21 protein-coding genes and 1 riboswitch are annotated in these 26,138 nt (G+C 68.6%); of the genes, 8 read left to right on the top strand and 13 right to left on the bottom strand.

Annotated features, from left to right (window positions below; all coding sequences use genetic code 11):
• Position 1: 1 nt before the first annotated feature.
• The 3 genes from ltnD to FNH08_RS03275 all read right to left on the bottom strand — a co-directional run bounded on the left by ltnD (position 2) and on the right by FNH08_RS03275 (position 5,891).
• Positions 2-919 carry an L-threonate dehydrogenase gene (gene ltnD / locus FNH08_RS03285; RefSeq protein WP_152769708.1) on the bottom strand — a complete coding sequence of 306 codons (918 nt, stop codon included), beginning with the start codon at positions 917-919 and terminating at the stop codon, positions 2-4.
• Between the two features lie 188 nt (positions 920-1,107).
• Positions 1,108-2,604, bottom strand: coding sequence for a family 43 glycosylhydrolase (locus tag FNH08_RS03280; RefSeq protein WP_322723572.1), 1,497 nt, complete (start codon positions 2,602-2,604; stop codon positions 1,108-1,110).
• Entirely contained in the window at positions 2,601-5,891 is a 3,291-nt protein-coding gene (locus FNH08_RS03275; RefSeq protein ID WP_152769707.1) for a discoidin domain-containing protein, read from the bottom strand. Before FNH08_RS03275 ends, FNH08_RS03280 begins: the two co-directional genes overlap by 4 nt.
• A 232-nt stretch (positions 5,892-6,123) precedes the next feature.
• Between FNH08_RS03275 and FNH08_RS03270 the strand changes: the two genes are divergently transcribed.
• On the top strand, positions 6,124-7,140 hold the full coding sequence (locus tag FNH08_RS03270; protein WP_152769706.1) for a LacI family DNA-binding transcriptional regulator: 1,017 nt from the start codon (positions 6,124-6,126) through the stop codon (positions 7,138-7,140).
• A gap of 28 nt (positions 7,141-7,168) precedes the next feature.
• Here the strand turns inward: FNH08_RS03270 and FNH08_RS03265 are convergent, their stop codons facing one another.
• From FNH08_RS03265 to FNH08_RS03255, 3 genes are all read right to left on the bottom strand, one after another.
• Positions 7,169-7,591: a DUF350 domain-containing protein gene (locus tag FNH08_RS03265; RefSeq protein WP_152769705.1), complete on the bottom strand. Its 423-nt coding sequence runs from the start codon at positions 7,589-7,591 to the stop codon at positions 7,169-7,171.
• Between the two features lie 124 nt (positions 7,592-7,715).
• Positions 7,716-8,780, bottom strand: a complete 1,065-nt coding sequence (locus FNH08_RS03260) for a C40 family peptidase (RefSeq protein WP_152769704.1) — start codon at positions 8,778-8,780, stop codon at positions 7,716-7,718.
• A 137-nt stretch (positions 8,781-8,917) separates the two neighbouring features.
• A complete protein-coding gene (locus tag FNH08_RS03255; protein ID WP_152769703.1) occupies positions 8,918-10,123 on the bottom strand; it encodes an MFS transporter in 1,206 nt (401 codons plus the stop codon).
• A gap of 390 nt (positions 10,124-10,513) precedes the next feature.
• On the opposite strand from FNH08_RS03255, the gene FNH08_RS53435 reads away from it, so the two are divergent.
• Both FNH08_RS53435 and FNH08_RS03245 read left to right on the top strand, forming a co-directional pair.
• Positions 10,514-10,957, top strand: a complete 444-nt coding sequence (locus tag FNH08_RS53435) for a CAP domain-containing protein (protein ID WP_322723571.1) — start codon at positions 10,514-10,516, stop codon at positions 10,955-10,957.
• A 60-nt stretch (positions 10,958-11,017) separates the two neighbouring features.
• Positions 11,018-11,818, top strand: a complete 801-nt coding sequence (locus FNH08_RS03245) for a hypothetical protein (protein WP_152769701.1) — start codon at positions 11,018-11,020, stop codon at positions 11,816-11,818.
• Between the two features lie 64 nt (positions 11,819-11,882).
• On the opposite strand, the gene FNH08_RS03240 is transcribed toward FNH08_RS03245, so the two are convergent.
• The 4 genes from FNH08_RS03240 to FNH08_RS03225 form a co-directional block, all read right to left on the bottom strand.
• A complete protein-coding gene (locus tag FNH08_RS03240; protein WP_152769700.1) occupies positions 11,883-13,268 on the bottom strand; it encodes an FAD-binding oxidoreductase in 1,386 nt (461 codons plus the stop codon).
• A 159-nt stretch (positions 13,269-13,427) separates the two neighbouring features.
• Positions 13,428-13,916, bottom strand: a complete 489-nt coding sequence (locus FNH08_RS03235; RefSeq protein WP_152769699.1) for an Asp23/Gls24 family envelope stress response protein — start codon at positions 13,914-13,916, stop codon at positions 13,428-13,430.
• Positions 13,917-14,322: 406 nt separating this feature from the next.
• A complete protein-coding gene (locus FNH08_RS03230; protein ID WP_152769698.1) occupies positions 14,323-15,027 on the bottom strand; it encodes a DUF4142 domain-containing protein in 705 nt (234 codons plus the stop codon).
• A 120-nt stretch (positions 15,028-15,147) separates the two neighbouring features.
• Positions 15,148-15,828, bottom strand: a complete 681-nt coding sequence (locus FNH08_RS03225; RefSeq protein ID WP_152769697.1) for a hypothetical protein — start codon at positions 15,826-15,828, stop codon at positions 15,148-15,150.
• A gap of 188 nt (positions 15,829-16,016) precedes the next feature.
• Between FNH08_RS03225 and FNH08_RS03220 the strand changes: the two genes are divergently transcribed.
• The 3 genes from FNH08_RS03220 to FNH08_RS03210 all read left to right on the top strand — a co-directional run bounded on the left by FNH08_RS03220 (position 16,017) and on the right by FNH08_RS03210 (position 18,936).
• A complete protein-coding gene (locus FNH08_RS03220; RefSeq protein WP_152769696.1) occupies positions 16,017-16,853 on the top strand; it encodes a carbon-nitrogen family hydrolase in 837 nt (278 codons plus the stop codon).
• Between the two features lie 9 nt (positions 16,854-16,862).
• Positions 16,863-16,929, top strand: a riboswitch (guanidine-III (ykkC-III) riboswitch).
• A gap of 11 nt (positions 16,930-16,940) precedes the next feature.
• Positions 16,941-17,255, top strand: a complete 315-nt coding sequence (locus tag FNH08_RS03215) for a DMT family transporter (RefSeq protein ID WP_152769695.1) — start codon at positions 16,941-16,943, stop codon at positions 17,253-17,255.
• A gap of 130 nt (positions 17,256-17,385) precedes the next feature.
• Positions 17,386-18,936 carry a serine/threonine-protein kinase gene (locus tag FNH08_RS03210; RefSeq protein WP_228033850.1) on the top strand — a complete coding sequence of 517 codons (1,551 nt, stop codon included), beginning with the start codon at positions 17,386-17,388 and terminating at the stop codon, positions 18,934-18,936.
• Positions 18,937-18,952: 16 nt separating this feature from the next.
• On the opposite strand, the gene FNH08_RS03205 is transcribed toward FNH08_RS03210, so the two are convergent.
• On the bottom strand, positions 18,953-20,299 hold the full coding sequence (locus FNH08_RS03205) for an aspartate aminotransferase family protein (RefSeq protein ID WP_152769693.1): 1,347 nt from the start codon (positions 20,297-20,299) through the stop codon (positions 18,953-18,955).
• 90 nt (positions 20,300-20,389) lie between these two features.
• Between FNH08_RS03205 and FNH08_RS03200 the strand changes: the two genes are divergently transcribed.
• Complete coding sequence (locus FNH08_RS03200) at positions 20,390-21,292, top strand: LysR substrate-binding domain-containing protein (RefSeq protein ID WP_152769692.1); 903 nt, start codon at positions 20,390-20,392, stop codon at positions 21,290-21,292.
• Between the two features lie 196 nt (positions 21,293-21,488).
• A complete protein-coding gene (htpG, locus tag FNH08_RS03195; protein WP_152769691.1) occupies positions 21,489-23,390 on the top strand; it encodes a molecular chaperone HtpG in 1,902 nt (633 codons plus the stop codon).
• Positions 23,391-23,844: 454 nt separating this feature from the next.
• Here the strand turns inward: htpG and FNH08_RS03190 are convergent, their stop codons facing one another.
• A complete protein-coding gene (locus FNH08_RS03190) occupies positions 23,845-24,876 on the bottom strand; it encodes a quinone oxidoreductase family protein (protein ID WP_228033849.1) in 1,032 nt (343 codons plus the stop codon).
• Positions 24,877-25,006: 130 nt separating this feature from the next.
• The gene (locus tag FNH08_RS03185; protein WP_152769690.1) at positions 25,007-25,768 is read right to left on the bottom strand and encodes a nuclear transport factor 2 family protein; all 762 of its coding nucleotides are present in this window, start codon (positions 25,766-25,768) and stop codon (positions 25,007-25,009) included.
• Positions 25,769-26,138: the final 370 nt, after the last annotated feature.

Below are 26,138 nucleotides of genomic sequence, written 5' to 3'. Positions count from 1 at the left end.
GTCAGGCCTCCACCGGCTTGGGCAGGTCGATCCCCGGGAAGATCTTGATGACCGCGCTGTCGTCCTCGGCCCCCAGCCCGGACGCCGACGCCTGGAGGAACATCTGGTGCGCGGTGGCGGCGAGGGGGAGGGGGAACCGCTCGGGCCTGGCGGAGTCCAGCACGAGACCGAGGTCCTTGACGAAGATGTCGACCGCGGAGAGGGGGGTGTAGTCACCGGCGAGTACGTGAGCCATGCGGTTCTCGAACATCCAGGAGTTCCCGGCGCTGTGCGTGATGACCTCGTAGAGCGCCTCGGCGGGAACACCGGCCCTGATGCCGAGGGCCATCGCCTCGGCGGCCGCGGCGATGTGTACACCCGCCAGCAGCTGGTTCACGATCTTGACCTTCGAGCCGAGTCCCGCGCGGTCTCCCAGGCGGTAGACGGTGCTGCTCATCGCTTCGAGCACCGGGTCGGCGACGGCGTACGCCTCGGCGGAGCCCGACGTCATCATGGTGAGCTCACCGGTCGCGGCCCGCGCGGCGCCACCGGAGATCGGGGCGTCCAGGTAGAGCACGTCCTTCTCGGCCAGGCGTCCTTCGCATGCGGTGGACCAGTGGGGGTCGACCGTGGAGCACATCACGAAGACGGCGCCCGGACGGAGCCGGTCGGCCGCACCGTCGGCGCCGAACAGCACGGACTCGACCTGCGCCGCGTTCACCACCACGCCGACCAGGACGTCCACCGCGGCCGCCAGCTCACCGCAGGAGGCGAACGCCGTCCCGCCGGAACGCGCGAAGTCGGCGGCCACCTCCGGCCGCAGGTCGTGGACCCCGACGTCGTAGCCCGCGTTCCGCAGGCTGCGGGCCATGCCGAGACCCATGGCTCCTAGTCCCACCACACCCACACGCGGCCGTGCGGTCCTGCCCTGGTCGTTCATGCCCATCCTTGTCCTGCTGCTCTGCCGTCGGGGAGATCAGGTCATATGATGACCTGAGGATGCAGCTTGGGAGCCTGTGATGTGCATCACATCAAAAATCGGCGGGGCATCGCAGCGATGCCCCGCCGATGATCGTCGGACTCAGTACCGGACCCCGTACCGGACGCGGTTCCGGATTCAGTAAGGGACTACTCCCCGGACGGTGACGTCAGCGGGACGCCGAGCGCCACCGGTGTGCCGAAGTTCGGTGTGCCGTCGGCGTTCCAGGTGAACTTCTGCGCCCTGGTGGACCGGTTCATGTCACAGCCACCGCTCGCGGAGCTGTTGGCGTGGTAGACCATCCAGTCCTCGGTCCCGTCGGGCGACTTGAAGAAACCGTTGTGGCCGGGCCCGTACACGCCGTTGGCGTTGGACCTCTGGAAGACCGGGTTCGGTGACTTGACCCAGGAGGAGGAGTTCAGCGGGTCGCCGCCGTTGTACGTGAGCATCCCCAGCTTGTAGTCGGGCGTGGAGCAGTGGCTGGCGGAGTAGATGATGAACGTCTTCCCGTTCCGCTGGAGCACTTCGGCGCCCTCGTTGACCGCGCCGCCCACCGTCTCCCAGCTGTAGGTCGGGGTGGACAGCACCCGCCGGGTGCCGCTGGCCGTCCAAGGGTTCGACAGCGGCCGGATGAACATCGGCTGCGAGCCGTTGTAGAAGGTGCCGAGGAGGTAGAGCTTGCCGTCCAGCTGGAGGATGCCCGGGTCCAGCTCCCAGGTGTTGTCCTGGGTCGGGTCGAGCAGGTCGGCCTTGAAGCTGTACGGCCCCATCGGGTCGAGGCCGGCGCTCTCCAGGACGTGGATCCGCTGGGTGCCCAGGTCGTACGGCTCCCGCCCGGCCGTGTAGTAGAAGTACCACCGCTTCCCGTTGGGACCGTCCAGCAGGTGGAACTCCGGGGCCCACATGGTGCCCGCCCCGTTGGGCCGGGTCAGGTTGAAGATCACCTGTTCGGTGGCCGTGGCGAGCCCGGCCAGCGTCTTGGCCTTGCGCATGGTGATCGTCGAGTTCCAGGTCGTCGTGGCGAGGTAGTAGTGCCCGTCGTGGTACGTGAGCCAGGGGTCGGGCCCGCGCTGGGAGAGCGGGTTGGTGAAGGTGCCCGGGCTCGTGCCGCCGCCGGTGAAGCCGGGCAGCCGCCAGACCCTGCCGTTCGCGGTGGCGCACGGCAGTTGCACCAGGTTGGTGTTGGAGGCCGACGAGCCGCCGCTCGGGGTGACGCACTTGCCGGAGCTGACGGAGACCAGGTTGAAGGTCTTGTCGGTGCCGCTGACCGTCACGGGCGCGAGCCGCCACTGCTGGTTCGTCCCGCCGTGGCAGGGCCACTGGATGATCGCGGCGTTGTCCGCGGTGGAGGCGCCGTAGACGTCGACACACTGACCGGACTGGGTGGTGACCGTGTACGTGTCGCTCGTCCCGGAGACCGGGGTGAAGCCGAGGTTCTGGTTCGCTCCGGAACCGCACGAGAACGCGCGCAGCTGCGTCCCGTTGGTCGACGAACTGTTCGGCAGGTCAAGGCAGTTGCCGCCGTTCTGGTTCACCCCCGTCGAGGTGAACGTGACGGCCGCCGCAGCCGGTGGAGGCGCCACCAGGAAGGCGACCACCATGGTGAGTACGCCCAGGAGCGCGGAGAGACATCTGGAACGGGTCACGGGCCGTACACCTTTGCTTCGAGGAGGCCGACGGAGTTGGTGCCGTTACTGGTGAGCTGCACACGGAGCCGTGTGGTGTTCGTGGCGTCGAACGTGACGGTGTTGTACTGGTTCTTGGCCAGCGGGTAGCCGCTCGCACCGGGCACGTCGACGTAGGCGCTGCCGTTCCAGTACTGGAGCTTCCACGAGGCGGGCATGTCGATGCCCTGGTCGTCGTCGAAGAAGTACACCTCGGCCCTGTCGATCGTCTTCGCCGACGGCCAGGTCAGCTCGGCCCACTGCTGCCCGGTCTCCGGCCACGTGCCCCAGCGCGGATTCACGGTGTCGTTGGACGAGGGTGGGTCGATCCCGTCGTTGACGGCGGTGACGCTCTCCCAGGAGGAGGTGTACGACGCAGATGCCGTCGCGGACGTCGCCAGGTTGGCCGGTGGCTGGGCGCCGCCCCGGTTGTACACCTTGACCTCGGTGAGACCGGTCTTGGCCCCGGAGGTGTTGGTGGCCAGGACCCTGACGCGCTGGGCACTGATGTCCGGGAACCGCACCAGGTTGTAGTTGGCGCGAGGTGCGGCAGGGCTGTTGGTCTGGCTGGGGGCGTTCACCCATGAACTGCCGTTGTAGTACTGGACGGTGTACGCGGACGGAGCCCGGTAGGTGGTACTGGCCGGTCGGCTGTCCTTGAAGTACAGGCGCATCTCGTTGAGCGTGCGGGTGGTGCCGAAGTTGAGTTCGTACCAGTCCTGGCTGTTGGCGGAGGATCCGGCGCCCCAGAACGGTTCGTTGGTGGGGTACCCGTCGACGGCGCCCGAGACGGCGCTGCCGGATCCGGTGTGGGACGCGGAAACCGTCGCCCCGGAGGCGAGGTTGGTCAGGTCGGCGGTCAGGTCGACGCCTGCCTTGGCGAGCATGTCGACCATCTGGGGGCTGTCCTGCACCACCTGGTGGGGCGCCTTCAGCCCGGCGACGGCGGTGTGGTGGGTGACCGTGCCGTTCGTGGTGACGTCGCCGGTGGCCGGGTCCCAGGTGAAGGGTACGAGCGAGTTGACGGTTGCGGCCCGGGCGCCGTTGACGTAGATCGAGTAACCCTCCGGGACGCCGGGGTAGCGCACCACGCCGTCGGCCGGGTCGTCCCACACGATGCTCAGGTCGGCGCCCCGGTAACGGAGGTTGTTGACCGTGAAGTGACTCCAGCCGATGTCGATGGGGGAGAGCTCGACCTTGGCGTCATTGCGGGGCCGCAGTCCTGCGACGTCCTCGATGACGGTCCAGTTGCTGCTGCCGAGGATGTTGTGGTGGATCCAGGAGCGGTAGTTGATCGAGCTGCCGTTCCAGTCGGCCCAGAACTCGTTGGCGTCGGGCCACTGGGTGTTGCCGCCGATGTACTGCGCCCAGGTGTTCCAGTACAGGAGCTTCTTGTAGTCGGTCGCGCTCATCCAGGAGTTGGGGTAGTTGCGCAGCACCGAGGAGTAGAGCCGGAACTGGACGGTGGAGTTGATGGTGGAGAAGTTGTTGGAGCCCGGGTTCCCGGCGTCGGCCGCCGCCTTCTTGTCGACCTGGTTGGCCGTGTAGAAGGGGAAGACCGGGTACTGGGCCGGATCGTCGTACAGCCGCAGGGCCTGCTTGTACGTCGCGGTGTTGGGGACGGCTCCGACCGAGAAGGGGTAGTAGTTGTTGATCTCCTTCCAGGGCACCCACTCGTTGGTCGACTTCAGCCGGTGCTCGAACAACTGCCGGTTCGGGTTCCACAGCACGTTGACGATGGCGTCCTTGATCTGCGTCGCCAGCGTGCGCATCTCGGTGGCCTTGGCCGTGTTGCCGATCGCCTCGTAGGCCTGCGCGGCGGCGAGGGCGCCGCTGTACTGGTAGGCGGACTCGGCGCGGTCCATGTTGCCGGGCTTCCAGTGGAAGGAGACCGCGTCGGCATCGTTGCCCGTCAGGGCGCCCCAGTCGTACTCGATCAGCTTGTTGTTGTCGTGGTCGTAGTGCGCGAGCTGGCCCTTGACGTCGCCCTCCGCGTAGCGGGCCAGGTTGGCGGCGATGCCCGGCTGGCCGCCGTGGATCTGGTAGCTCTTCCAGGCGGCTTCGGCGATGTACTGCGTGTAGCTGTTGGACCAGTTCTCCGGGTCACCCGGATTGTCGAGGAAGCGGCCGCCCTTGGAGGTCTGGCCGACGCTCAGCCAGTCCCCGTACGCGTAGGCCGGGTTGCGCAGGTACTTGAGGTCGTCGATGTGCATCGGCTGGGTGAGCGCGATCGCGTTGTTGTAGCCGAGGACGCCCTCGGTGGAGGTGGGGAACTGGAAGGTCTGCCCGGGGATGTCGGCGTCGAGGTTGTTGAAGCGCATCAGCCACCAGCGGTAGTAGACGCTCTTCTTGATCGCGGGCTCGGGCACGTCGATGTAGGGCACGTTCTGCGCCCACCACCGGTTGTAGGCCCTGACGTGGGTGGCGAAGGCGGTGGCGGCCGAGTGACCCGCGTACGCGTCGTACTCCGTGCGGGACTCGGGGATCTCATCGGTGACGAAGCCCATCACGACCTTGGCGGTCACGGTGGCTCCGGCCGCGACGGTCACCGACCGGTTGAGTCCGCCGCTGGATACGGAGAAACCGTCGCCGGTGAGCCGGGGGCGGATGGTGGTGAGGTTGTTGTACGCGTTCACCTGCCCGGTCAGCTCGCTGCCGGTGCCCGTGGTGGCGTACGGCGAAGTCGCCCGCAACTGCAGCGTGGTGGAGGCGCTGCCGTTGTTCTTGATGGACAGGTTCGTCACGGCGACGTTGTTGTCGGTGATGAACTTCGTCTGGGTGACCGCGACGGAGCCGCCTGTGTGGACGCTCTTCCAGTGACTCGGCGCCTGCCAACGCTGGGAGACCTGTTCGGTGAAGGTGCCCGGGCTGATCGCGACGGTGTAGGCGTTGTTGTCGTTGATGCTCTCCCAGTAGGCGACCTTGCCGCCGAAGCCGAGCTTGGAGGGGTCGTGCTCCTTCATGAAGAGCGCCCGCCCGCGGCTCATCAACCAGGGGCCTGCCGGGTCGTTGCCGGAGCGGGCCAGCAGGCGGTCCATCCAGAAGTCGGTCCCCGAACTCTCCGCGTCGTAGATGGTCTTCATCATGTCGCCCGGTGTGTAGGCGGCGGGCGGGGCCGGGATCGCGGGGCCGTTGAAGGTGGGGAACCCGATGGTCTGCGCCGCGGCCGCCGGGGTCGCGGTGACGAGGGAACAGGCGCTGAGCACCAGAGCGACGAGGAGGCATCTCGTACGCCGGCGTCGTAAGAGGAGGACGTGCGGTCTTCTCATCGGATGCTCCCTGTTATGTCGTGTCCCTGACATTCGTGAGCGCATGAGGCTGACCTGAAAGGTTTTCGCAACGTAGAGGCGGACCCCCGCACTGTCAATGGGCGACGGTGAGGCGCATCCATTGCACGGCAAGGGCTTACCGGATGGGGCCAACCGGCCTACGTTGAGGCGGAGCAGGGAAGACAGTGCCTGAGACGACGGTGTTCCCCTGGCAGAAAAGGTTTTCACCACGATGGACTCTCCGCGACGACGGGCGACCACGATCACCGATGTGGCCACGCGCGCCGGAGTGTCGGTCGCGACCGCGTCCAAAGCGCTCAACGGCCGCAGCCAGGTCCGCGCCGAGACCTCGCGACGCGTCCTGCGGGCGGCCGAGGAACTCGGCTATCAGCCGAACGCGCTCGCCCAGAGCCTGATCTCCGGCCAGACCCGCACCGTCGGGCTGCTCACCAGCGACAGCGTCGGCCGTTTCGGCATCCCCGTGCTGCTCGGCGCGGAAGACGCCTTCGGCGCGGGGGAGATGGCCGTCCTGCTCTGCGACGCCCGCGGGGACGCCATCCGGGAGCGGCACTACCTGCGCACACTGCTGGCCCGTCGCGTCGACGGGATCATCGTGGTCGGCGAGAGCACCGATCCACGACCGTCCATCAGCCTCGATCTGCCCGTGCCCGTCGTCTACGCCTACGCGCCCTCCGACGACCCGCAGGACGTCTCGTTCGTGCCCGACGACGTCGGCGGGGCCCGCATCGCCGTCCAGCACCTGCTGACCGTCGGCAGGCGTCGCATCGCCCACATCACGGGTCCCACCCACTACCGCGCCGCCCAGGACAGGGCGGTCGGCACCATCGAGGCCCTGGAGGAAGCGGGACTCACCCTCGCCGGCGGCCAGGCTCTTTTCGGTGCCTGGTCGCGGCGTTGGGGGCGGCAGGCAGCCGAGATCGTGCTCGCCGGCGACCCGGAGATCGACGCAGTGTTCTGCGGCAGCGACCAGATCGCCGCGGGGTTCGTCGAGGCGGTCCGAGAGCGGGGCCGCCGGGTTCCCGACGACGTGGCGGTCGTCGGATACGACAACTGGGAGGTCCTGTCGGCCGAGACAAGGCCCCCGCTGACCACGATCGACATGAACCTGGAAGTCCTCGGCCGCACGGCCGCCCAGCATCTGTTCGCCGCCATCGGCGGCCGGGCGGCCTCGGGAGTGCACCGCATGCCGTGCAGCCTGACGATCCGCGACTCGACGATGCCTCAGTAGAAGACGATGCGTTCGCCGGGAAGCGGCGTCAGGCGATGGATGCCGAAATGACGGCGGAGACAGCGAGGTTGCAGGACGCCGTCACCCAGACCGCGGGGTGAGGCTCTGGCTCGACCAGCGTCGCGCCCAGCCGCCCCGGCGTGATCAGGTCCACCACCAGGAACGCCACGGCCATCATCACCAGCCCCAGCAGCCCGAACGCCGCGGTCGAAGCCAGTCCCTTGCCGAAGTCGTCGTACGTCGTCCAGATGGAGGTGAACACGATGCCACCGATCCCGAGCAGCGAGGAGCTGAGCACCATGGCGGCGTTGCGGTTGCGCTCCTGCCAGATCTGTCGGCCGAGCTTTCCGGGCGTCAGCACGTCGACCAGGACGATGCCGAGGACCAGCAGGACCAGGCCCAGGCCGCCGTAAGCGGCTGCCCGGCCAAGTCCGTTGACGATGTCGCTCATGGGGTTGCCGACTCCAATGGCGTGAGAGATCGTGAGTGATCGCGGTCAAGGAGAGGCAAAATGTAGCGCATGCGTTCGGCCCCCGGACCGGCGCACTCAGTCTTCCCGCACGTTCACGTATCTGCTACGCGGGCCGTACGGCGCTGTGGACGTTCCCTTCCCCGGCGGCGACCACCAGATCCTCGCGGATGACGGCTCCAGGGGCGGGCGCGTGGATCACCGTCCCCTCACCGGTGTACAGGCCGACGTGGCGGGCATCGGCGTGGTAGAAGACCAGGTCGCCGGGCTGGAGGCTGGTGAGCGGCACCGGTGTTCCGGCCAGGGCCTGGTCCCCTGCGGCGCGCGGGAGGTCGACGCCCGCGGTCCTCCAGGCCGCCCGGGTGAGGCTGGAGCAGTCGTAAGCGCCCGGACCGGTCGCACCCCAGACACATGGCTTGCCGGTCTGCGCCCGGGCGAAGGTGACCGCTGTGAGGCCCCTGCCGCCGACGGCGGAGACGGGCGGGCTCGGTGCGGCCCCTCGGCCCGTGTCCGCGCCCCATGTGCCTTCGGTGACGGGGGCGTTGACGGTCGTCAGTGTGGCCGGTGTCGTCAGTGGGGCTTCCGGAGATGTCACCGGCTGGGGGAGTGGCTGAGTCGGCGGGGGAGGCAGGAGCTGCGGTATCTCGGGCGGCGCCTCCACGGTCACGGTCGGCGTCGCTGGGGTGGCCACCGGAGGTGCCAGGGTCATTGCCGGCTCGAGGGCGAGAGCTGGTCCCGCGGTGGTCTCCGCCGGGGCGAGGGGAGGCCGAGGCGCGGGTGCGGCGGACAACTCCGTTACGGGGTTGTCCAGTTGCTTGAGAGGAATCGCGGGACCGGCCGGCCGGCTCTCCGCTGGTCGCGTGGCGGGAGCCGCGGTCGGTTGTGGTGGCATCCGGTCGGCGGGGAGGACGGCCGGCACGGTCGGGCCCAGCAACGCGCGGGTGGCGTCGAACCACCGGCTGGTGAAGGCGCCGGCGCCAGGGTCCGAGGCCCGGCGCGTCTGCCGGCCCGGTGAGGGGATGCGGTCGGCCGGCCTTGTGGTCCTGGCGCGGGTCGCGTTGAACTTCCCGGTGGTGGACTCGGCGTGGTCGTACAGGTAGTTGACCCGCTGACTGATCTCGTCACGGCTGGGCTCGCTGTCTGTCGGCCCCAGGTTTCGCTCCCGCGCCATCGAAACGTTCTCCTCCGCACACCGCTGTCGGTGCTGTTGCTGCGGCTGGGGTTGAGCAGGCGTACGCCAACCCAGCCGAATTGTGCTTGGAGTGTGAAAGTTTAATGGAGTCGCAGGTGCGTCCATGCGGCGACCCGTTATAGCCCGTGCTCCCGGCCGTGCGTACGGGGCGGTCGCCCGCGCGCGACCAGACACGCCGGTACGGCCGCGGCGGCGCCGATGTACAGCAGCGCCGGGTAGCCGAGGCCGTGCACGACATGGCCCCCTACGGCTCCCGCCAGGGACAGACCGACGAACAGCGCGCTGTTGTTCCACGACAGCACCGCGGTCGCCTGCTTGGGGAACATGTCGGTCAGGTGGCGCTGCTGGGCAGGGAAGAACGCGTACCCGGCCAGCGCGAAGAGTGCCAGCGCGCAGGCCAGTGCCCAGGTGACCGGGTAGACCAGTGCCACCGCGACCTCCAGGACGGCTGTCAGCGCCAGTGCTGTCCTGGTGACCGGTACCGCGCCCACCCGGTCGGCGAACATGCCCCCCACCTGGCCGCCGATGACGGCGCCGACCCCATAGGTCACGAGCAGCCACATCACGGCGGTCGCCCTGCCGTCGGAGTGCAGCGCGACGCCCAGAAAGGTATAGAGGCTGTAGACGGAGAAAGCCCACAGGGCGGTGACTGCCACGGAGGACACCGCGGGGCCGACTCCTGTTCGACCGCCCCGCACCGGGGTCTTCGTCCGTACGTCTCTCGCGGCCCCCGGTCCGGAACGCCAGACGAACGCATTGGGCAACGCCAGCAGGAGCGTGCCCGCGGCGAGGATGACGAAGGTGGCCTGCCAGCCCACGTGCCGTCCCAGAAGCGCCCCCGCGGGGGCGCCGACCCACAGGGCGGTCAGCAGGCCCGCCCCCACCACGGCCAGCACCTGGGCCCGTGCCTGGGGCCGTGCCCGGGAACTGACCAGCGCGTACACGGTGGGGCCGGTGGCGGCGGCCGCGATCCCCGCCACCACACGGGCCAGCAGCAGCCAGCCGAAGTCCGGCGCCAACGCGGTGGCCGCATTGGCCACCGAGAACAGCACCAGGGCAACCACCAGGACGGCCGCACGGTCGCGGCGGTCGGAGAGCCGTCCGGCGAAGGGCGAGGCCACCACGTACGCGATGGAGAAAGCCGTGACCAGCAGGCCGGCGGTGGCAGCGGAGACACCGAGCGACGCGGCGATGGCCGGAAGCAACGGCGCCACCACGAACAGGTCGGTCCCCACGAGGAACTGAGTCAGCCACGCCAGGGCGACCAGCCCGGCCGACAGGCCGACCGCTCCCGCCGCCGGTCCGTCACTCGTCGATGCCATGACCTGAAGCTAGGTCCGCGGCCGAGAGGCCGCCCACCGACGCCCCGCGAGGAGTACGGCGACCCTACGAATGGCCGTTCGTCCACCCGAAGGTTGCCCGGTGGCGACACGGAAGGCCCGGTGCCAGGCTAGGAGATGAGTGTCGTAGCGCTGCGTCGCCCTCTCCGTACCGCATTGAACCATCTGTTCGCGGGAGGTCGAATTACCGTGAGAAGGCACGCTTCACACACCAGAACCGCGTTGACTCTCGCTGCGGCCGGCGTTCTTGCGGCCACCCTCGTGCCCGCTACCGCGTCGCGGGCCACGGCCGGGTCGGAATGCGCCGACGCTGCGGCATTCTACGACCAGAGCCCGGGAGGTGGCACCGGCTCCGTCGGGACGCGGGACGCCGTGGTCTGTCTCATCAACGCCGAGCGCGCACGGCACGGGCTGGCGCCGCTCACGTACAACCAGAACCTGACCAACGCGGCGTTCCAGCACACCGACCAGGCGGTGCGCCTGAAGTGGTGGGGGCCCGGTAAGGACTCGCACACGAACCCACAGACGGGCTCGACGCCGCAGAGCCGTATCAAGGCCGCGGGCTACTGCCCGAACCCCCGGTCCTGGAAGGTCAGCGAGATCACCTACACCGGGTGGGGCGGCTCGGGCACACCACGCGCAGCCGTCAACTGGTGGGTGAACGTCAGTACATGGGGGCACCGCCAGATCGTCCTTGACCCGTCGCTGAAGGAGATCGGGCGCTGGGCCCTGGGAGGCGCGGCCGACCCGGCCGGCGCCAACGCGAGCGGGGCCGGAACCTACGTGGTGACGTTCGGGAGCTGCCAGCCTGCCTGAGCTTCTCCAGCCGAATCAGGGAGTCAGGGCATCACCGCCGATCAAGGGGCAGCGATGGACATGCACCAAGAACATGACGACCACCACGACGACACGACTCTCGGCACTCACGGCATGCTGCTTCTCGGCGGAGAGGTCTTCTACATGTCGCACCTGCCGATGTTCATGTCCCCGCACAACTTCCAGGTCATCCTGGAGGTGAGCCTGGACGACACGGTCGGCTCGGCGATCCGCTCGCATCGACATGTCGTGCCCGAAGAGCCGTACGACACGTTCGTTCCCGAGAGGTTCCCGATGAGCGAGCTGGATCCACTCGGTTCCGGTCCGCGGCGCACGTCGATGAGGGGCAAGATCGTCTGCGGGCACTTCGAGCGGAAGGGCAGACACCACCCGCCGCTGGCCGCGCGCACCGTCGTGGCCGTCGAGAGCGTCGTGCACTTCGCGGAGCTCGATGTGCACGCGGAGCACCAGGAGGACGGCGAGCTCGCCTACCTCTGCTTCGGCCGCGGAGGCCGGCTGCACCTCGCTCATGCGATCACCGCGGCGCCGGACTTCGACCAACTGCTCACGGTCCGAGCGGTCCCCGGCACAGCCACCAACCTGCTCGGAGAACGGCTGCCCGACGACGAAGCCACCCTCGAGAAGTTCTTCGCGGAGCGCTTCGCCGTGGCCGAACGGGTCCGCGTTCTCGGGCGGACCGACGGACCGGACCAGCGGGTGGTTCCCCCGGAGACCGCTGACGGGGCGTTCTCCATCGCACCGCCGAGCGGCTTCCACGGGTTTCGCGTGCAGTTGGAGGCGCAGGAGGAGCCGTACATGGAGACCGGAGACCTGGGCAAACCCGAGCATCATCACGGCTGACCCCAAGTGACCCCATGAACCCCTGCGGCCTGGAGCCGCAGGGGTTCATACCGTCTTCATGCCGTCAGCGCTGTTGGGTCGGGCTGATGTTCTGGTTGGCGTGGAAGAGGTTGTACGGGTCGTACGTCCGCTTCACCTGCGCGAGCCGGTCGTAGTGGTCGCCGTAGGTGGCCCGGACGCGCTCCTGGCCCTCGCCCTCGCCCATGAAGTTCACATACGCGCCGCCCATGGAGTACGGGTGCATGCTGTCCCAGTATTCGACGCACCACTGCTTGATGGAGTCGGCGTTGGCCGGGTCGGGGTCGACACCGGCGAAGACGCCGGACCAGACGGCGTCCCGGTAGCTCCACGCCGTGTCGTCGCGGCCCACCCGGTGGGCGGCCGCGTCGACCGGGTAGAGGTGCATCAGCGAGAGCGGAGTGGGGAGGTTCTCGCCGTACTCGAGGTGCACGTCCAGAGCGGCGTCGTGGACGCGGTCGAAGAAGTCGCCGCGCCAGTACCACTGGTACCCGGTGGGGATCAGGTCGTCGAACATGCCCTGGAGGGCGGGGTACGGCATCGGCGTCGCGAAGTGGAAAGCCGGCGGCCCGGGTTCGTGCACCACCGCGAGAGTCTCGTCGAGGCGGTTCAGGTCGCCCGTGTGACACCACACGATGCCGCAGCTCTTCCGCCCGTGGAGTTCCTCGGGGAACGGTGGGCCGGGCGGGATGGTGAACAGCATGAAGAAGCCATAGACGTCCTCGGGAGCCTGCGGGAGGAAGTCGCGGTACCACGCCAGCACCTCGCGGGTGCGCTCGACCGGCCAGACGGTGATCCCTGCTCCGACGGTGTCCACCGGGTGGAGGCGGTAGGTGAAGGAGGTCACGATGCCGAAGTTGCCGCCGCCGCCACGCAGGGCCCAGAACAGGTCCGGATGGTCGGTCTCGTTCGCTGTGACGAAGCTGCCGTCGGCCAGTACGACGTCGGCTGCCAGCAGGTTGTCCACGGTCAGGCCGTACTTGCGGGTGAGGTAGCCGTGGCCGCCGCCGAGGGTCAGACCCCCGACGCCCGTCATGGAGATGATGCCCGTGGGTGTGGCCAGCCCGAAGGAGTGGGTGGCGTGGTCGAGGTCGCCCAGGTGACTGCCACCGCCGACCTCGGCGGTCCGCGCGGCGGGGTCGACACGCACCCAGCGCATCGGTGACAGGTCGATGGTGACGCCGTCGTCCACCAGGCAGAGGCCGGGCCCGCTGTGTCCGCCGCCCCGGACGGCGAGTTCCAGACCGTTGTCGCGGATGAAGGCGAGCGCGGACATGACATCACCGGCATCCCTGCACGGTACGAGGGCGGCGGGATGCTTGTCGATCATCGCGTTGTAGACCTTGCGGGCCTGGGTGTACTCGGCGTCCTGCGCGCAGATGACCGGCCCGCGCAGTTCGGTTCGCATCGCTTCCAGAGTTGCGCTCTCCATGGCGATCTCCTGGGAGAAGGAGAGGGAGGTCTGAGAGGGTGAGGAGCCTGGGGGCGGGCGTTCACCACCCGCCGGCACAGGCTGACGCCGACGATGCCCTGAAACGGGTCAGGGCATGTCGACCACGGCGATTGCCGGACGCGTCACGACGAGGCCGGATCAGGCCACGCGCCGCTCGCGCTGCTCGGGCTCTTCCTCCTCGTCCGGCAGGTGCACATCGTCGACGGAGATGTTCACCTCCACCACTTCCAGGCCGGTCATCCGTTCCACAGCGTTGACGACGTTGGCGCGTGCGTCCCTGGTGATGTCGGCGATGGAAGCGCCGTACTCGACCACCACGTCAAGGTCCACAGCCGTCTGGCGCTCTCCGACCTCCACACTCACGCCCTGGGTGATGTCGCCGCCGCTACCAGGTACGCGCTCTCGCATGGCTCCGAACGCCCTGGCCATCCCTCCGCCGAGGTTGTGAATCTCGGGGATCTCCCGGGCTGCCATGCCGGCGATCTTCGCTACGACCCTGTCTGCGATAGTGACGTCCCCGCGCATCCCCGGAGGAACGTCGCTGCCCTTGCGGCCCTGCAGTGTTGTTCCCTTCCCGTCCCGCGATCTCGTCGGCGTCTTGGCGCCGCGATCCGTGCTCTCCGACATGGCAGTCACCTCGCGATCATGGGCAAGTTCACCAGCTTCTACTCAACCAACCTAACCCCAATGGGGCACAAAGGGTAAAAGAGGTGTATTGGGTGACTGGTCTGTACCTGTGGGTGGACCCTGCTGACGGTCGGCGTGCCGCCCTTGCCGCGTAACCGTGCCGGTGTCACTCCTGGGCGCCAGGCAACGGCCGACCGTCAGCTCGGCTCCCCCCGAACCCGATTATTGCACAGTGCAAAATGCGGTCGCAGCGGTTCTGCTCGTTCGCAGTGGATTTCCTGAGAAGTTCCCAGGAGTTTCCTTGGAGCATCGCTCGGCGAGGCAGTCGGGGGCGGTCCCAGCGCGCCGGTGAGGCGGCGGCTGGGTCCTTGGGGCGCCGACAGGGACCGGTCGGCCGTTACGGCCCCTACTTGGCGGGGGCGACGGCTTCCTCGACCTCCTCGAGGGTCTCGGCGTCGACGAGGCCGGTGTCCTCCAGGACCTCCATGTGGTCCAGGACGGTCTGGTTGGCCTGGCGGGCGTGGCGCCGGACGAGGTCGTTCTGGGTGGACGCACGGACCTCGGCGATCGTGGCGAAGATCTTGCCGTGCGAGGAGCGCAGGACGTTGGCGAAGAGCTTGTCGAACTCTTCCCCCTGGGCGTTCTTCAACTGCTCGACCCAGTCCTGCTGTTCCTCGGTGGCCTCGTTGGGCAGCTCGACATCCAGGATCCTGGCGTCCTCACGCACGAGCTGGTCGAGCTTGCTGTGACCGTCGAGAAGATGGTCCCCGGCGCGCTTGACCTGCTCGCTGGAGGCGTTGGTCTGGGCGAGCCGGCCGGCGGGGATCTCCCACAGTCCGGCCTGCCGCACCTTCACCAGGAACTCGCGGTCGACGTCCGTGACGGTCAGGACGTCTCCCTCCTGGGCGCTCCCGGCCAGCTCTGAGCCGCCTGCGCCGACGGTGTGTCCACCGGCGTGCTGAGGCTGGCCTGCTGCTGTCGGGCTGGCTGAGGCTTCGCCGCCGACCCTGATCGCGATGACGGCGCCTGCGATGACGGCGCAGACGGCGGCGATGATCGCGATCGTCCGTGCTGATGCCCGCGTGGGTGTCGCGTGACGGTTCCCATGCATGTGGTTCTCCCGCTGGGTGAAGAGTGATTCCTCCAGGACAGTCGGAGTGGACACCTGTTGCGGCTGGCACGGCACGCAGGGAGAGGTACGGATGGGGTCGCGGTTATGTTCAAGGGCCGGTCAAGAGACAGTTGGCTCCGACTGGGTGGAGTCCTGTGCGTCCCGTGTGTCCGCAGCGGTGTAGAAGACCGAGGAACCCTGCTTGGTGCGCTGCGCACGGCTCTTGGCGACCAGGCCCTCGAGGGTGGTGCGCACGACCGTGGTCTGGATACGGCGGTCAGGATGAGCCTGGCCGAGCGCGGTGGCGACCTCCGCGGCGGAGCGGGGTTCGCTCTGTTCGTTGAGGTGGCGGCGGATCAGCTCGACGAGGGTGGGCTTGGCTGCCTCCGTGGCTGCGGCGGTGGCCGTGGAGGCGTCCTTGGCTTTGTCGTTGGCCTTGTCCTTGGCCGTCTTGCTGCCTCGGGGGGCCGTGGTCTTCTTGGCAGTGGCCTTCTTGGCGGGGGCCTTCTTGTCGGCCTTCGGTTTGGCGGCGGTCTTCTGGCGAGGTACGGAAGGTGTTACGACGTCTTCGGCGCTGGGCGCAGGCTTTGACGCGGTTGACGCGGGGGTGGCGGCGCCGAGTGCCTTCCGCATGTCCAGCAGCACGGTGTGGTCCTGTTGCAGCGCCTCGAGTTGGCCTTGCAGGGCCTCGATCTCCCCCCGGAGCCGGTCCTGCTCCTTGTCGTTGCGCTCGAGATCGGCGGCGACCTGGGCGGTGTACTGCGCCTTGAGGTCAGTGATCTCCAATGACGTTTCTGTCATGGCGGTTCCCCTTCTCCGAAGGACTGCGCTGTTGGCGACGGATGTTACTCACCATGGACCTCGCTGGTGGCGATGTCGCCGAGTGCGTTCGCGGCCCCCATGCCCAAAGATGCGGCCGAGCGGAAGCGCGGGAACAATGAGAACGTACCAGCGGTGTGGTGAGAGATGCCTGGTGAAAGGTGCAGGACATGCGCGCCTCGCTGATCCAGCTCGAGGTCTCGGACCCGGGATCGCCCGACGAACGCAGGGCACACGCCGCCGAGTTGGTCCGCGCCCGGGCCGGTGACGACCTCGTGGTGCTGCCGGAACTGTGGACGACCGGCGCGTGGGCCTACGACGCGTGGCAGGCGGGAGCGGAGACCGTGGACGGTCCGGCGGCCGTGGACAGTCCCACCGTGCGGGCCATGTCCACCGCGGCCGGGTCCGCGGGGGTGTGGCTGCACGCCGGGACCGTGGTGGAGCGCGCTGACGACGGTTCGCTCTACAACACCGCACTGCTCTTCGACCGGACGGGCGCCCTGCGCCGCACGTACCGCAAGATCCACCGCTACGGCTTCGACACCGGTGAAGCCGTATGGATGGCCGCGGGCCGGGACGTCGTGACGCTCACCACCGAATTCGGCGACCTCGGCCTGGCCACCTGCTACGACCTGCGCTTCCCCGAGCTGTTCCGTGCCCTGGTCGAGGTGGGGACACAGATCCTCGTCATCCCCTCGGCATGGCCGGCCACGCGCCGCGAGCAGTGGCGCATCCTCTGCCGCGCACGTGCCGTGGAGGAACAGGCGGTCGTCCTCGCGTGCTGCTCGGCGGGCACCCACGCCGACATGCACCAGGCCGGCGGCAGTCTGATCGTCGACCCCTGGGGCGCGGTGCTCGCCGAAGCCGGACACGACGAGGAAGTGCTCACCGCCGACATCGACATGGACGCGGTGACGACGCTCAGGAGGGAACTGCCCGTCCTCCAGGACCGGATCCTCGGTATCCCGGCGCCCGAGGGCGGGATTGCCCCTCTTCGCCGGGTGTGAGACGTTGTGTCGGAGCCCGAACATGTGGCTCCCGGACGAGGGGTGCCGTACCCGGAGTGCGACAAGACGGCCCGCAGGAGGGCTGTCATGTCATGGTTCGTTCTTGCCGTCTCGGGAGTTCTGGAAGCTGTGTGGGCCACGGCCCTGGGGAGGACCGAAGGCTTCAGCCGGCTCGGCCCCTCACTGGTCTTCGTCACCGCCCTGTCCGGAAGCATGGCGGGACTGGCCTATGCGATGAGGGACCTGCCGGTCGGTACCGCGTACGCGGTGTGGGTGGGCATCGGCGCGGTCCTCACCATCCTCTACGCGATGTCCACCGGGCAGGAATCGGTGAGCGCACCGAAGGTCTTGTTCCTGACACTGATCGTCGGCAGCGTGATCGGACTCAAGCTCGCCCACTGAGTCCTCGCTCCGTCAACGTCCTTGTGTGTTACCGCAGTTGATGACCGGTGGCCGCTATGCTCAGGCCCGTTCGAGTCAACGATGACCGGTGGACGCCCAGACCGCCGGGAAGGAAACGTGAGAGCGCGTGATGTCCGGAGATGGCGATCAGCAGGCGGCGACGCGTTCGGAACGTGGTTCAGGACGGCTGGTCGCCGGCAGATATCTGCTCCACGATGTTCTCGGCAGAGGCGGCATGGGCACGGTCTGGCGCGCCCACGACCAGTTACTGGACCGGCCGGTCGCCGCCAAGGAACTGCACATCCTCACCCACAGCGATGAAGAGCACCGCATCCGGATGCGCCGCGCGATGCGTGAGGCGCGCGCGGTCGCCCGGGTGCCGCACCCGCACGTGGTGGGCGTCCACGACCTGGTCGAGTCCGAGGACCGGCTGTGGATCGTCATGGAACTCGTCGAGGGACCTTCGCTGGCCCAACGCATCGCCCAGACCGGACCCCTCACCCCTGAGCGCACCGCCGTCCTCGGTCTGCAACTGCTCGACGCGCTGGAGGCCGTGCACGAGGCCGGCACCCTGCACCGCGACGTCAAACCCGCCAACGTACTGCTGCGTCGCGACGGCGACGCCGTCCTCACCGACTTCGGCATCGCCGCGCTGGACGACGGTGAGTTCCTGACGACCACCGGCGAACTGGTCGGCTCCCTCGAGTACATGGCGCCCGAGCGGGTCATGGGATCGCAGACCGGTCCGGCCTCCGACCTGTGGTCCCTGGGAGCGACCCTCGCCACAGCATGCGGCGAACAGTCCCCGTTCCGCAGGCCGACGCCCCCCGTGACCATGCACGCGGTGGCCTACGAGGAACCCGTCCTCTCCGAGCGACTCGGCCCACTGCGGCAGGTCGTCGAGGCGCTGTTGCGGAAGTCCCCGGACGAGCGCCCTTCGGCGGCCGGTGCGCGGTCCGCGCTGCGGCGCGTCGCGGCGGGGGAGGCGGCCCCCGGGCCGTTGCCGTCGGCGACCGTGCGTGTGTCGCGGCCTTCGGCCCCGTTGGCCGACGCGGACACCGTGACCAGGGGCCAGGAGCCGCTCGTCGCGGCCGGGGCGGCCGTGCCCACGGCGGTGCACACCACGTCACTCGGGGCCGCGTACGGGCAGTCGTCCCACCCGAGCGGGCGGAAGCGGCTGGTGTGGTCACTGGCCGGTGCGACGGTGCTGGCAGCGGGCGTCGGGGGCGGTCTCTTCCTCACCGGGGTGCTGCCGCTCAAGGAGGACCCGAAGACGACGACCACCAGTCAGGTCGTCCGGTCCACGGACGGCTGGCAGTCGGTCGCAGCCGTCCCTGTCCGGAAAGGAGACCGGATCGCCCTGCGGTTCACCTCGGGGAAGTGGACGGTCGACTACCGGAACCATCCCATGACCGGACCGACCGGCTACAACGCGGTCATCGACAAGTCTCTGGAGGGCGCGAAGAGCTGCAAGATCAAGCCGGCGGTGCCGTTCGGCACGCTGCTGGCGCGCTTGGAGGGCGAGAAGAACTTCCCCGTCCACGCCGTCAGGCGGAAGCTGAGTTTCCAGGCGACTGGCGACGGCACCCTGCAGCTGGGCATCAACGACGCCGCCGGGGCCTGCTCCGAGGACAACAGGGGCACGATGACCGTGCAGGTGAGCATCACCCACCAACCCTGACGAGCTTCCGACGGGTTCAGTCGGCGGCGCAACTGTCGCCGATCGCCTTGTCCAGAATCGTCAAGCCGAGGGACAGTTCGTCCTCGGTGGCGGTGAGCGGCGGCGCCATCCGCAGGACTCCGCCCATGCCGGGGAGCTGGACGATGTTCGTGTGCAGGCCGAGTTCGAGGCAGCGCCGGGTGACCCGCGCGCCCAGCGCGTTCGAGGTCTGCTTCGTCTCGCGGTCGACGACGAGTTCGAGGCCGGCCAGCAGGCCCCGGCCGCGGATGTCACCGACGATCGCGTGCCGCCCGGCGATGTCCGACAGGCCGTCGCGGAGGAACGCGCCGAGCGACCGTGCCCGCTCGTCGAGCCTGTCGCCGATCAGGACGTCGAGGACGGTGTTGCCGACCGCGGCCACCAGCGGGTCGGCGACATGCGTGGTGAAGAACAGGAACCCGCGCTCGTGCGCCTCCCGCTCGATCTCGGCGCTGGTGATCACGGCCGCGAGGGGGAGTCCGGCACCGAGTGTCTTGGACAGCGTGAGGATGTCGGGCACGACGCCGTCGCGTTCGAACGCGTACCAGGTCCCGGTACGGCAGAGGCCGGTCTGAGCCTCGTCGAGGATCAACAGCATGCCGCGTTCCCGGCATTTCTCCCGCAGGGCCGCGAGATACCCGACGGGCGGCTCGATGATTCCGCCCGAGCTGAGAATCGGCTCGACGAGGCACGCCGCCAGGCTGCCGGTCGACTGGGCGTCGATCAGGTCGAAGGCGAAGTCCAGCTGGCGACGCCAATCCAGCGAGCCGTCGGCCGTGGTGAAGTCGGGCCGGTACGCGTTCGGCACGGGGAGGGCGAAGTTGCCGGGCGCGGCCGGGCCGTAGCCCTTGCGCCCCGCGCTGTAGGTGGCGGACGCGGCGCCTTGCGTCATGCCGTGCCAGGACCGCGCGAACGAGACGATCTCGTGCCTGCCGGTGACGAGCTTGGCCATCCGGATCGCGGCCTCGTTCGACTCGGCGCCGGTCGTCAGCAGCAGTGCCTTCTCCAGCGGCGCGGGCAAGGTGTCGGCCAGCCGCCGGGCGAGGTCGACCACCGGGCGGCTGAGCATGCCGCTGAAGAGGTGGTCGAGGGTCGCGACCTGCCGCTGGACGGTCGCGACGACCTCCGGGTGCGAGTGGCCGAGGATCGCGCTCATCTGGCCGGAGGTGAAGTCGAGGATCTTCCGGCCGTCCTCGGTGAACAGGAAACTCCCGGCGGCGCGGTCGATGATCTCGTGGGTGAACTCGCCGCCGTAGCGTACGAGATGCCTCTCGGCATCGGCCCAGAAGGTTTCGGTGGACGGCGGGGAGGTGGGCGACAGTGGGGAAGTGGGCGAAGCAGCCATGTCGCCGACGGTAGGTCCCGCTCGAGCGACACGTCCATCTCACGATTCCGGCTGTCCTGTTCGGCAGAACCGCACAACAATGTTCGCGTGATGAACCCGTGGAGGCTGCGGCTGCTGAGCCTGCTGGACACGCTGGGCACCGTCCGTGCCGTCGCCCAGGCCGCCAACCTGAGTCCGTCGAGCGTGTCTCAGCAGCTCGCGGTGCTCGAGGCCGAGACCCGCACACAGCTGCTGGAACGAACGGGACGCCGGGTGCGGCTGACCTCGGCCGGGCTGATCCTCGCGCGGCGGGCGCGGGCGATCCTCGATCACATGGACAGCGTCGAGGCGGAGCTGCGCGGGTTCGGCGAGGAACCGTCCGGCCTGGTGCGGCTGGGGGCCTTCCAGAGCGCGATCCACACCATGGCCGTGCCGGCGGTGACCCGTCTGGCGCGAGAGTATCCGCACCTCGACGTCGAACTGCTGGAGCTGGAGCCCCACGCGAGCATGCCCGCGCTGCGCGGCGGCGACGCGGACGTCATCATCACGACCACGGACTTCGACGAGCTGCCGCTGGGGCCGGACCTCGACCTCGTGCCGCTGGCCACGGACGAGATCCTGCTGGTGGTTCCGTCCGGTCATCCCGCGGCCGGGCGCGGTGCCGTGGACCTCGCGGCCTACGCGGACGAGCCATGGGCGTTCGACACGCCACAGTCGTACATGGCGAACCTCGCGCTACGACTGTGCCGGCAGGCGAGGTTCGAGCCGCGAGTGGTGTGCCGGTTCAGCAACTACATGATGACCCTGCAGCACGTCGAAGCCGGGCTGTCGATCGCGCTGCTGCCCGGCCTGGCGGTCGACCGTCGTTATCGCGTCGACACCAGGGAACTCGCGACTCCCGTGACCCGCACGATCACCGCGGCGATCCGTCGTGGCTCACCGCCTCGCGCGGCCGTGAGCGTCGTGCTGGACGCGCTGCGTCACAGCCCGGACCCGGAGCCTGCCGGCTCGTGATCGATTCCGGCGAGCAAGCGTCCAGAAGTCGTTCCCGTCGTGCCTGGCGCTCCCTGTCCGGGCGGCTGCGAACCGGACCACCACTTCCAGTGACGCGCTGATGTCAAGGGAGCGGGACCTGTCGGCCGACGTCCTTCACTAAAGTGGCTGCGCCAGTTACCGGCGATCCGTGGATCAAGTGAGGTAGTCGCGAACCATGCCGACCGAAACGTTTGAGTTCCAGGTAGAGGCCCGTCAGTTGCTCCAGCTGATGATCCATTCGATCTACTCGAACAAGGACGTCTTCCTCCGTGAGCTCGTCTCCAACGCCTCCGACGCGCTGGACAAGCTGCGCCTGGCCGCGCTGCGGGACGACTCACTCGACGCCGACGTCTCCGACCTGCACATCGAGCTCGAGATCGACAAGGACGCGCACACGCTCACGGTGCGGGACAACGGCATCGGGATGTCGTACGACGAGGTCGGCCAGCTCATCGGCAAGATTGCCAACTCCGGCACGGCCGAGTTCCTCCGAGAGCTGCGGGAGGCCAAGGACGCGGCCGGCGCGGAGGGGCTGATCGGTCAGTTCGGCGTCGGTTTCTACTCCGGCTTCATGGTGGCGGACGAGATCACCCTGCTGACGCGTCGCGCGGGCGAGACCGAGGGCACCCGCTGGACGTCCCGCGGCGAGGGCACCTACACCCTGGAGGAGGCCGACGCCGCACCGCAGGGCACCTCGGTCACGCTGCACCTCAAGCCGGCCGACCCCGACAACCAACTGCACGACTACACCTCGGTGTGGAAGATCAAGGAGATCGTCAAGCGCTACTCGGACTTCATCACCTGGCCCGTCCGGTTGGTCGGGGAGCCGGAGAGCGAGGGTGACGGGCCGGCCGAAGCCGAAACGCTGAACTCGATGAAGGCGCTGTGGGCGCGTTCACGCGGCGAGGTGTCCGAGGACGAGTACCACGAGCTGTACAAGCACATCAGCCACGACTGGCGCGAGCCGCTGGAGACCATCCAGTTGCAGGCCGAGGGGACGTTCGAGTACCAGGCCCTGCTGTTCGTCCCGTCGCACGCCCCGCACGACCTGTTCACGCAGAACTCCCAGCGCGGGCTGCAGCTGTACGTGAAGCGCGTGTTCATCATGGACGACTGCGAGGCGCTGCTGCCGCCGTATCTCCGCTTCGTCAAGGGCGTGGTCGACGCGCAGGACCTCTCGCTCAACGTGTCCCGCGAGATCCTGCAACAGGACCGGCACATCAGGATGATGCAGCGACGGCTGACGAAGAAGGTGCTGTCGTCGGTCAAGACCATGATGGCGGGCGACGCCGAGCGTTACACCACGCTGTGGCGGGAGTTCGGCGCGGTACTGAAGGAAGGGCTGGTCACCGACTCCGACAACCGCGACGCCGTTCTCGCGGTGTCGTCGTTCGCGACCACGCACGGCGAGGACGAGACGGTCACGCTGAAGCAGTACGTGGAGCGGATGCCGGACGGGCAGGAGGACATCTACTACATCACCGGCGAGTCCCGGCAGAGCATCGACAACTCCCCGCACATGGAGGCCTTCCGGGAGCGGGGCATCGAGGTACTCCTGCTCACGGACCCCGTCGACGAGGTGTGGGTCGACGCGGTGGGCGAGTTCGAGGGCAAGCGGCTGCAGTCGATCGCCAAGGGGGAGATCGACCTCGATGCCCAGGGGGACGAGGAGTCCGAGGGCGAGCGGGAGAAGCAGGCCGAGGAGTACGGGGGCCTGCTCGGCTGGATGAGGGAGCAGTTGGACGAGGACGTCAAGGAGGTGCGCCTGTCGTCCCGCCTGACGGTGTCGCCGGCCTGTGTCGTCGCGGACGCGCACGATCTGACACCGGCGCTGGAGAACATGTACCGGGCCATGGGGCAGGAGGTGCCGCGCTCCAAGCGGATTCTCGAACTCAACCCCGACCACCAGCTGGTGAAGGGGCTGAACCAGGCGTACAAGGAACGCGAGGACCGTTCCGAACTCGCCGAGACCGCCGAATTGCTGTACTCCCTGGCCGTCCTGGCGGAGGGCGGCCGACCCGCCGACCCCGCACACTTCGTGAAGGTGGTGGCGGACCGCCTGGAACGCACCCTGTGATCACCCTCCGCTCCGCGACGGCGATGTGATCACCGGCGAAGGCGGGGTCCTGGCACAGAGGACCAGGACCCCGCTCGGGCGACGCCCGACTCAGCTGTCGAGCACCCACAGGCGCAGCACCGCGTAGACACCCGCATCCTTGCCGAGGCGCCAGTCGCGCGGCTCCCGGCTTCCCCTTGTGTACGTACCTCCTCTCGATCTCGACACAGAGCGGGCGGACTCCCGGGGAGGGGGAACGGGGCCCGGGGGCACACGACGGCCCCCGGGCAGGGAGTCACGCGACCTCGTGGGCGCGGTCCCGGTCCTTGACGTCGATGACGTGGCACCCTCCCACGAACTCCTTCGCCGTTCTCGACATCGGCGGGGAGATGCCTTTCCGCCGCTGAGCATCAGGCAACGTGGGGCGCCCTTCGCGGGGATGCTCTCCGTGGGTGTTGCCCGCAGTGGTGGGAGGTCAGTCCGCCCACGGCAGCAGGACCAGCTTCCCCGTGCTCTGGCGGCCTTCGAGGAGCCGGTGTGCTTCGGCTGCCGCCGACAGAGGAAACTGACGGCCGAGGTCGAGTCGGAGCCGCTCCGCGCGGACGTGCTCGGCCAGCTCGTCGAGCGCCTGCCTGAGGTCCGCGCGGGCGTATGCCTGGTAGTAGTGGAGGCCGAAGAAGCCCAGGGTCTGGTTCATCGCGAGTCGCCCTGCGCTGATCTCGGCGGCGAAGTCGACGACCGGTAGCTCCCCGTTCGCACTCCCGTACACCGCTGCGCGCCCGCGGGGTGCCAGGCAGGCCAGCGTTTCACTGAACATCTCTCCGCCGCCGCTCAGCAGTGCCGCATCCACCCCCCGGCCTTCGGTGAGGCGCCGCACTTCGGCGTTCCACCCCGGTTGGGTGTAGTCGACGGTGGCATCCGCGCCCAGATCGAGGACCAGGTTCCGCTTCTCCGGTGTGCTGGCCGCGCCGATGATCTGGCCCGCTCCCATGATCCGGGCGAGTTGCAAAGCGAGGGAGCCGACCCCGCCCGCGGCGGCGAGGATCAGGATGGAATCGTCCTTGACCAGCCGAGCTCCGTCGCGCACCAGGAAATACGCGGTCAGGCCCTGAATGAGCAGCGCTGTCGCGTCGGCGTACCCGATGCCGGGCGGCAACGGGAACACGTTCTCGGCCGCCATCGCGACGTACTGGGCATAACAGCCGGAGCGCTGCGCACTGATGATTCCGAAAACCTGGTCACCGACCTTCACATCGGAGACGCCGTCGCCCACCGCGGTCACCACTCCCGCGAACTCGCCGCCCAGGACACTGGGGAACTCGGTCACCGGCACCGGATAGAAGCCGGCGCGGCGGCGTTCGACATCGGCGAAGTTGATTCCCGCGGCTTCGTTGCGGATGAGCACTTCGCCTGGCCGGGGCGTGGGAACGGGCGCGTCTTCGTAGACGAGTACCTCCGGCGGTCCTTGCCGGTGTATCCGTGCCGCCTTCATGGTCTCGGTCTGCATGGGAATCCTTTCGACGGTGTTCGGGCCCCGTTCCATCCGGACGGGACGTTGGGGATTTCAGAGGTTGGCCGAATTCGCGGCCGGCCCCGCGCCGTGGGCAGAAGGCTTGCGACGGGAGCGGGCGGCCTGGTCAGAACAGGCCGTTTTCATGGGGGAGTTCGGCTGGTGCGGGCATGACGGCGTCCCAGTGCTCGACGATCTTTCCGTCGGCCACGCGGAACAGGTCGTAGTAGACGACCGGGACGCCGAACTCGCCCTCGGACTGGGTCAGGACGAAGTCGCCCTCGGCGATGACCTTGTGGACGCACTTGTAGTGGAGGCTCTTGCCCTGCTCGGCCCACTTCGTGACGGCGGCGGCGAAGCCGTCGAGTCCGTCGGCGGCCTCGGGGTTGTGCTGGTGGTAGGTCTCGGTGGAGATGTAGTCGGCCAGGAGGGAGTGGTCGGCACCGATGAGGACTTTGTCGGCGAATTCCATGACCAGGGCACGGCTGGCCTCGGTCCTGTCGGTGTCGGTGGGCTCGGTGGGGCCGTCGGTCTGGGAGCGGCCGGAGACGGTGTCCTTGATCTGTGGGGTCAGTGCGTCCCAGTGCTCGGTCGCCTGACCGTCGGTGTCGAAGCGGAAGACGTCGAAGGCGACGAGCGGGACGGGGCCGACGCCGTGGTAGGTGCCGTGCACGACGGCCAGATTGCCGTCGGCGATGACCCGGTGGACTTCGTGGCGGAAGTCTGCCGGCAGGCCGGCGACCAGCTGCCGCAGTGGCTCGCGGCCGTCTGCCGCGGTGGGGCTGTGCTGCTTGTAGTTGACGGCGACCCAGCGGTCGACGGCGGAGGGGTCCTTGTCGCGGAGGAGTTCGGTGACGGCTTTGAGGACGGTGCTCTTGATGTCGCTCATGGCTCTTTCCTTGGGAGGGGGCTCGGCCGAGCGGATTCCGGGCGTCAGCCGGGCCGGCTCGACGGTGGCGAAGGCTCGGCCACCCGCGGCTGTGAGCGTGGGCCAAGCGGTACTCGCTGCACGGGAACTGTCTGACACATGTCAGATTACTTTTAATCTGACATGTGTCAAATAAAGAGTTTGCAGGTCCTCGGCGCCGACAGCGGGTCGGTGCGGCGGTGAGGAATGGAGACGGCATCGCCGCCCGAGTCGCCGAACCGTACGAACCGGTCCTTCGGCGACGGGCTCGGTTCTGTCCATGAGAAGTCGATACGGCCCGCCGGATACCCGGCGGGCCGTATCAGTGGGGGGAGGGGAGGAGGTCAGGGGG

Source organism: Streptomyces spongiae (assembly GCF_009377185.1).
Lineage (GTDB): Bacteria > Actinomycetota > Actinomycetes > Streptomycetales > Streptomycetaceae > Streptomyces > Streptomyces spongiae.
The sequence above is the reverse complement of the archived record's forward strand: the minus strand, read 5'-3'. Positions and strand labels throughout refer to the sequence as shown.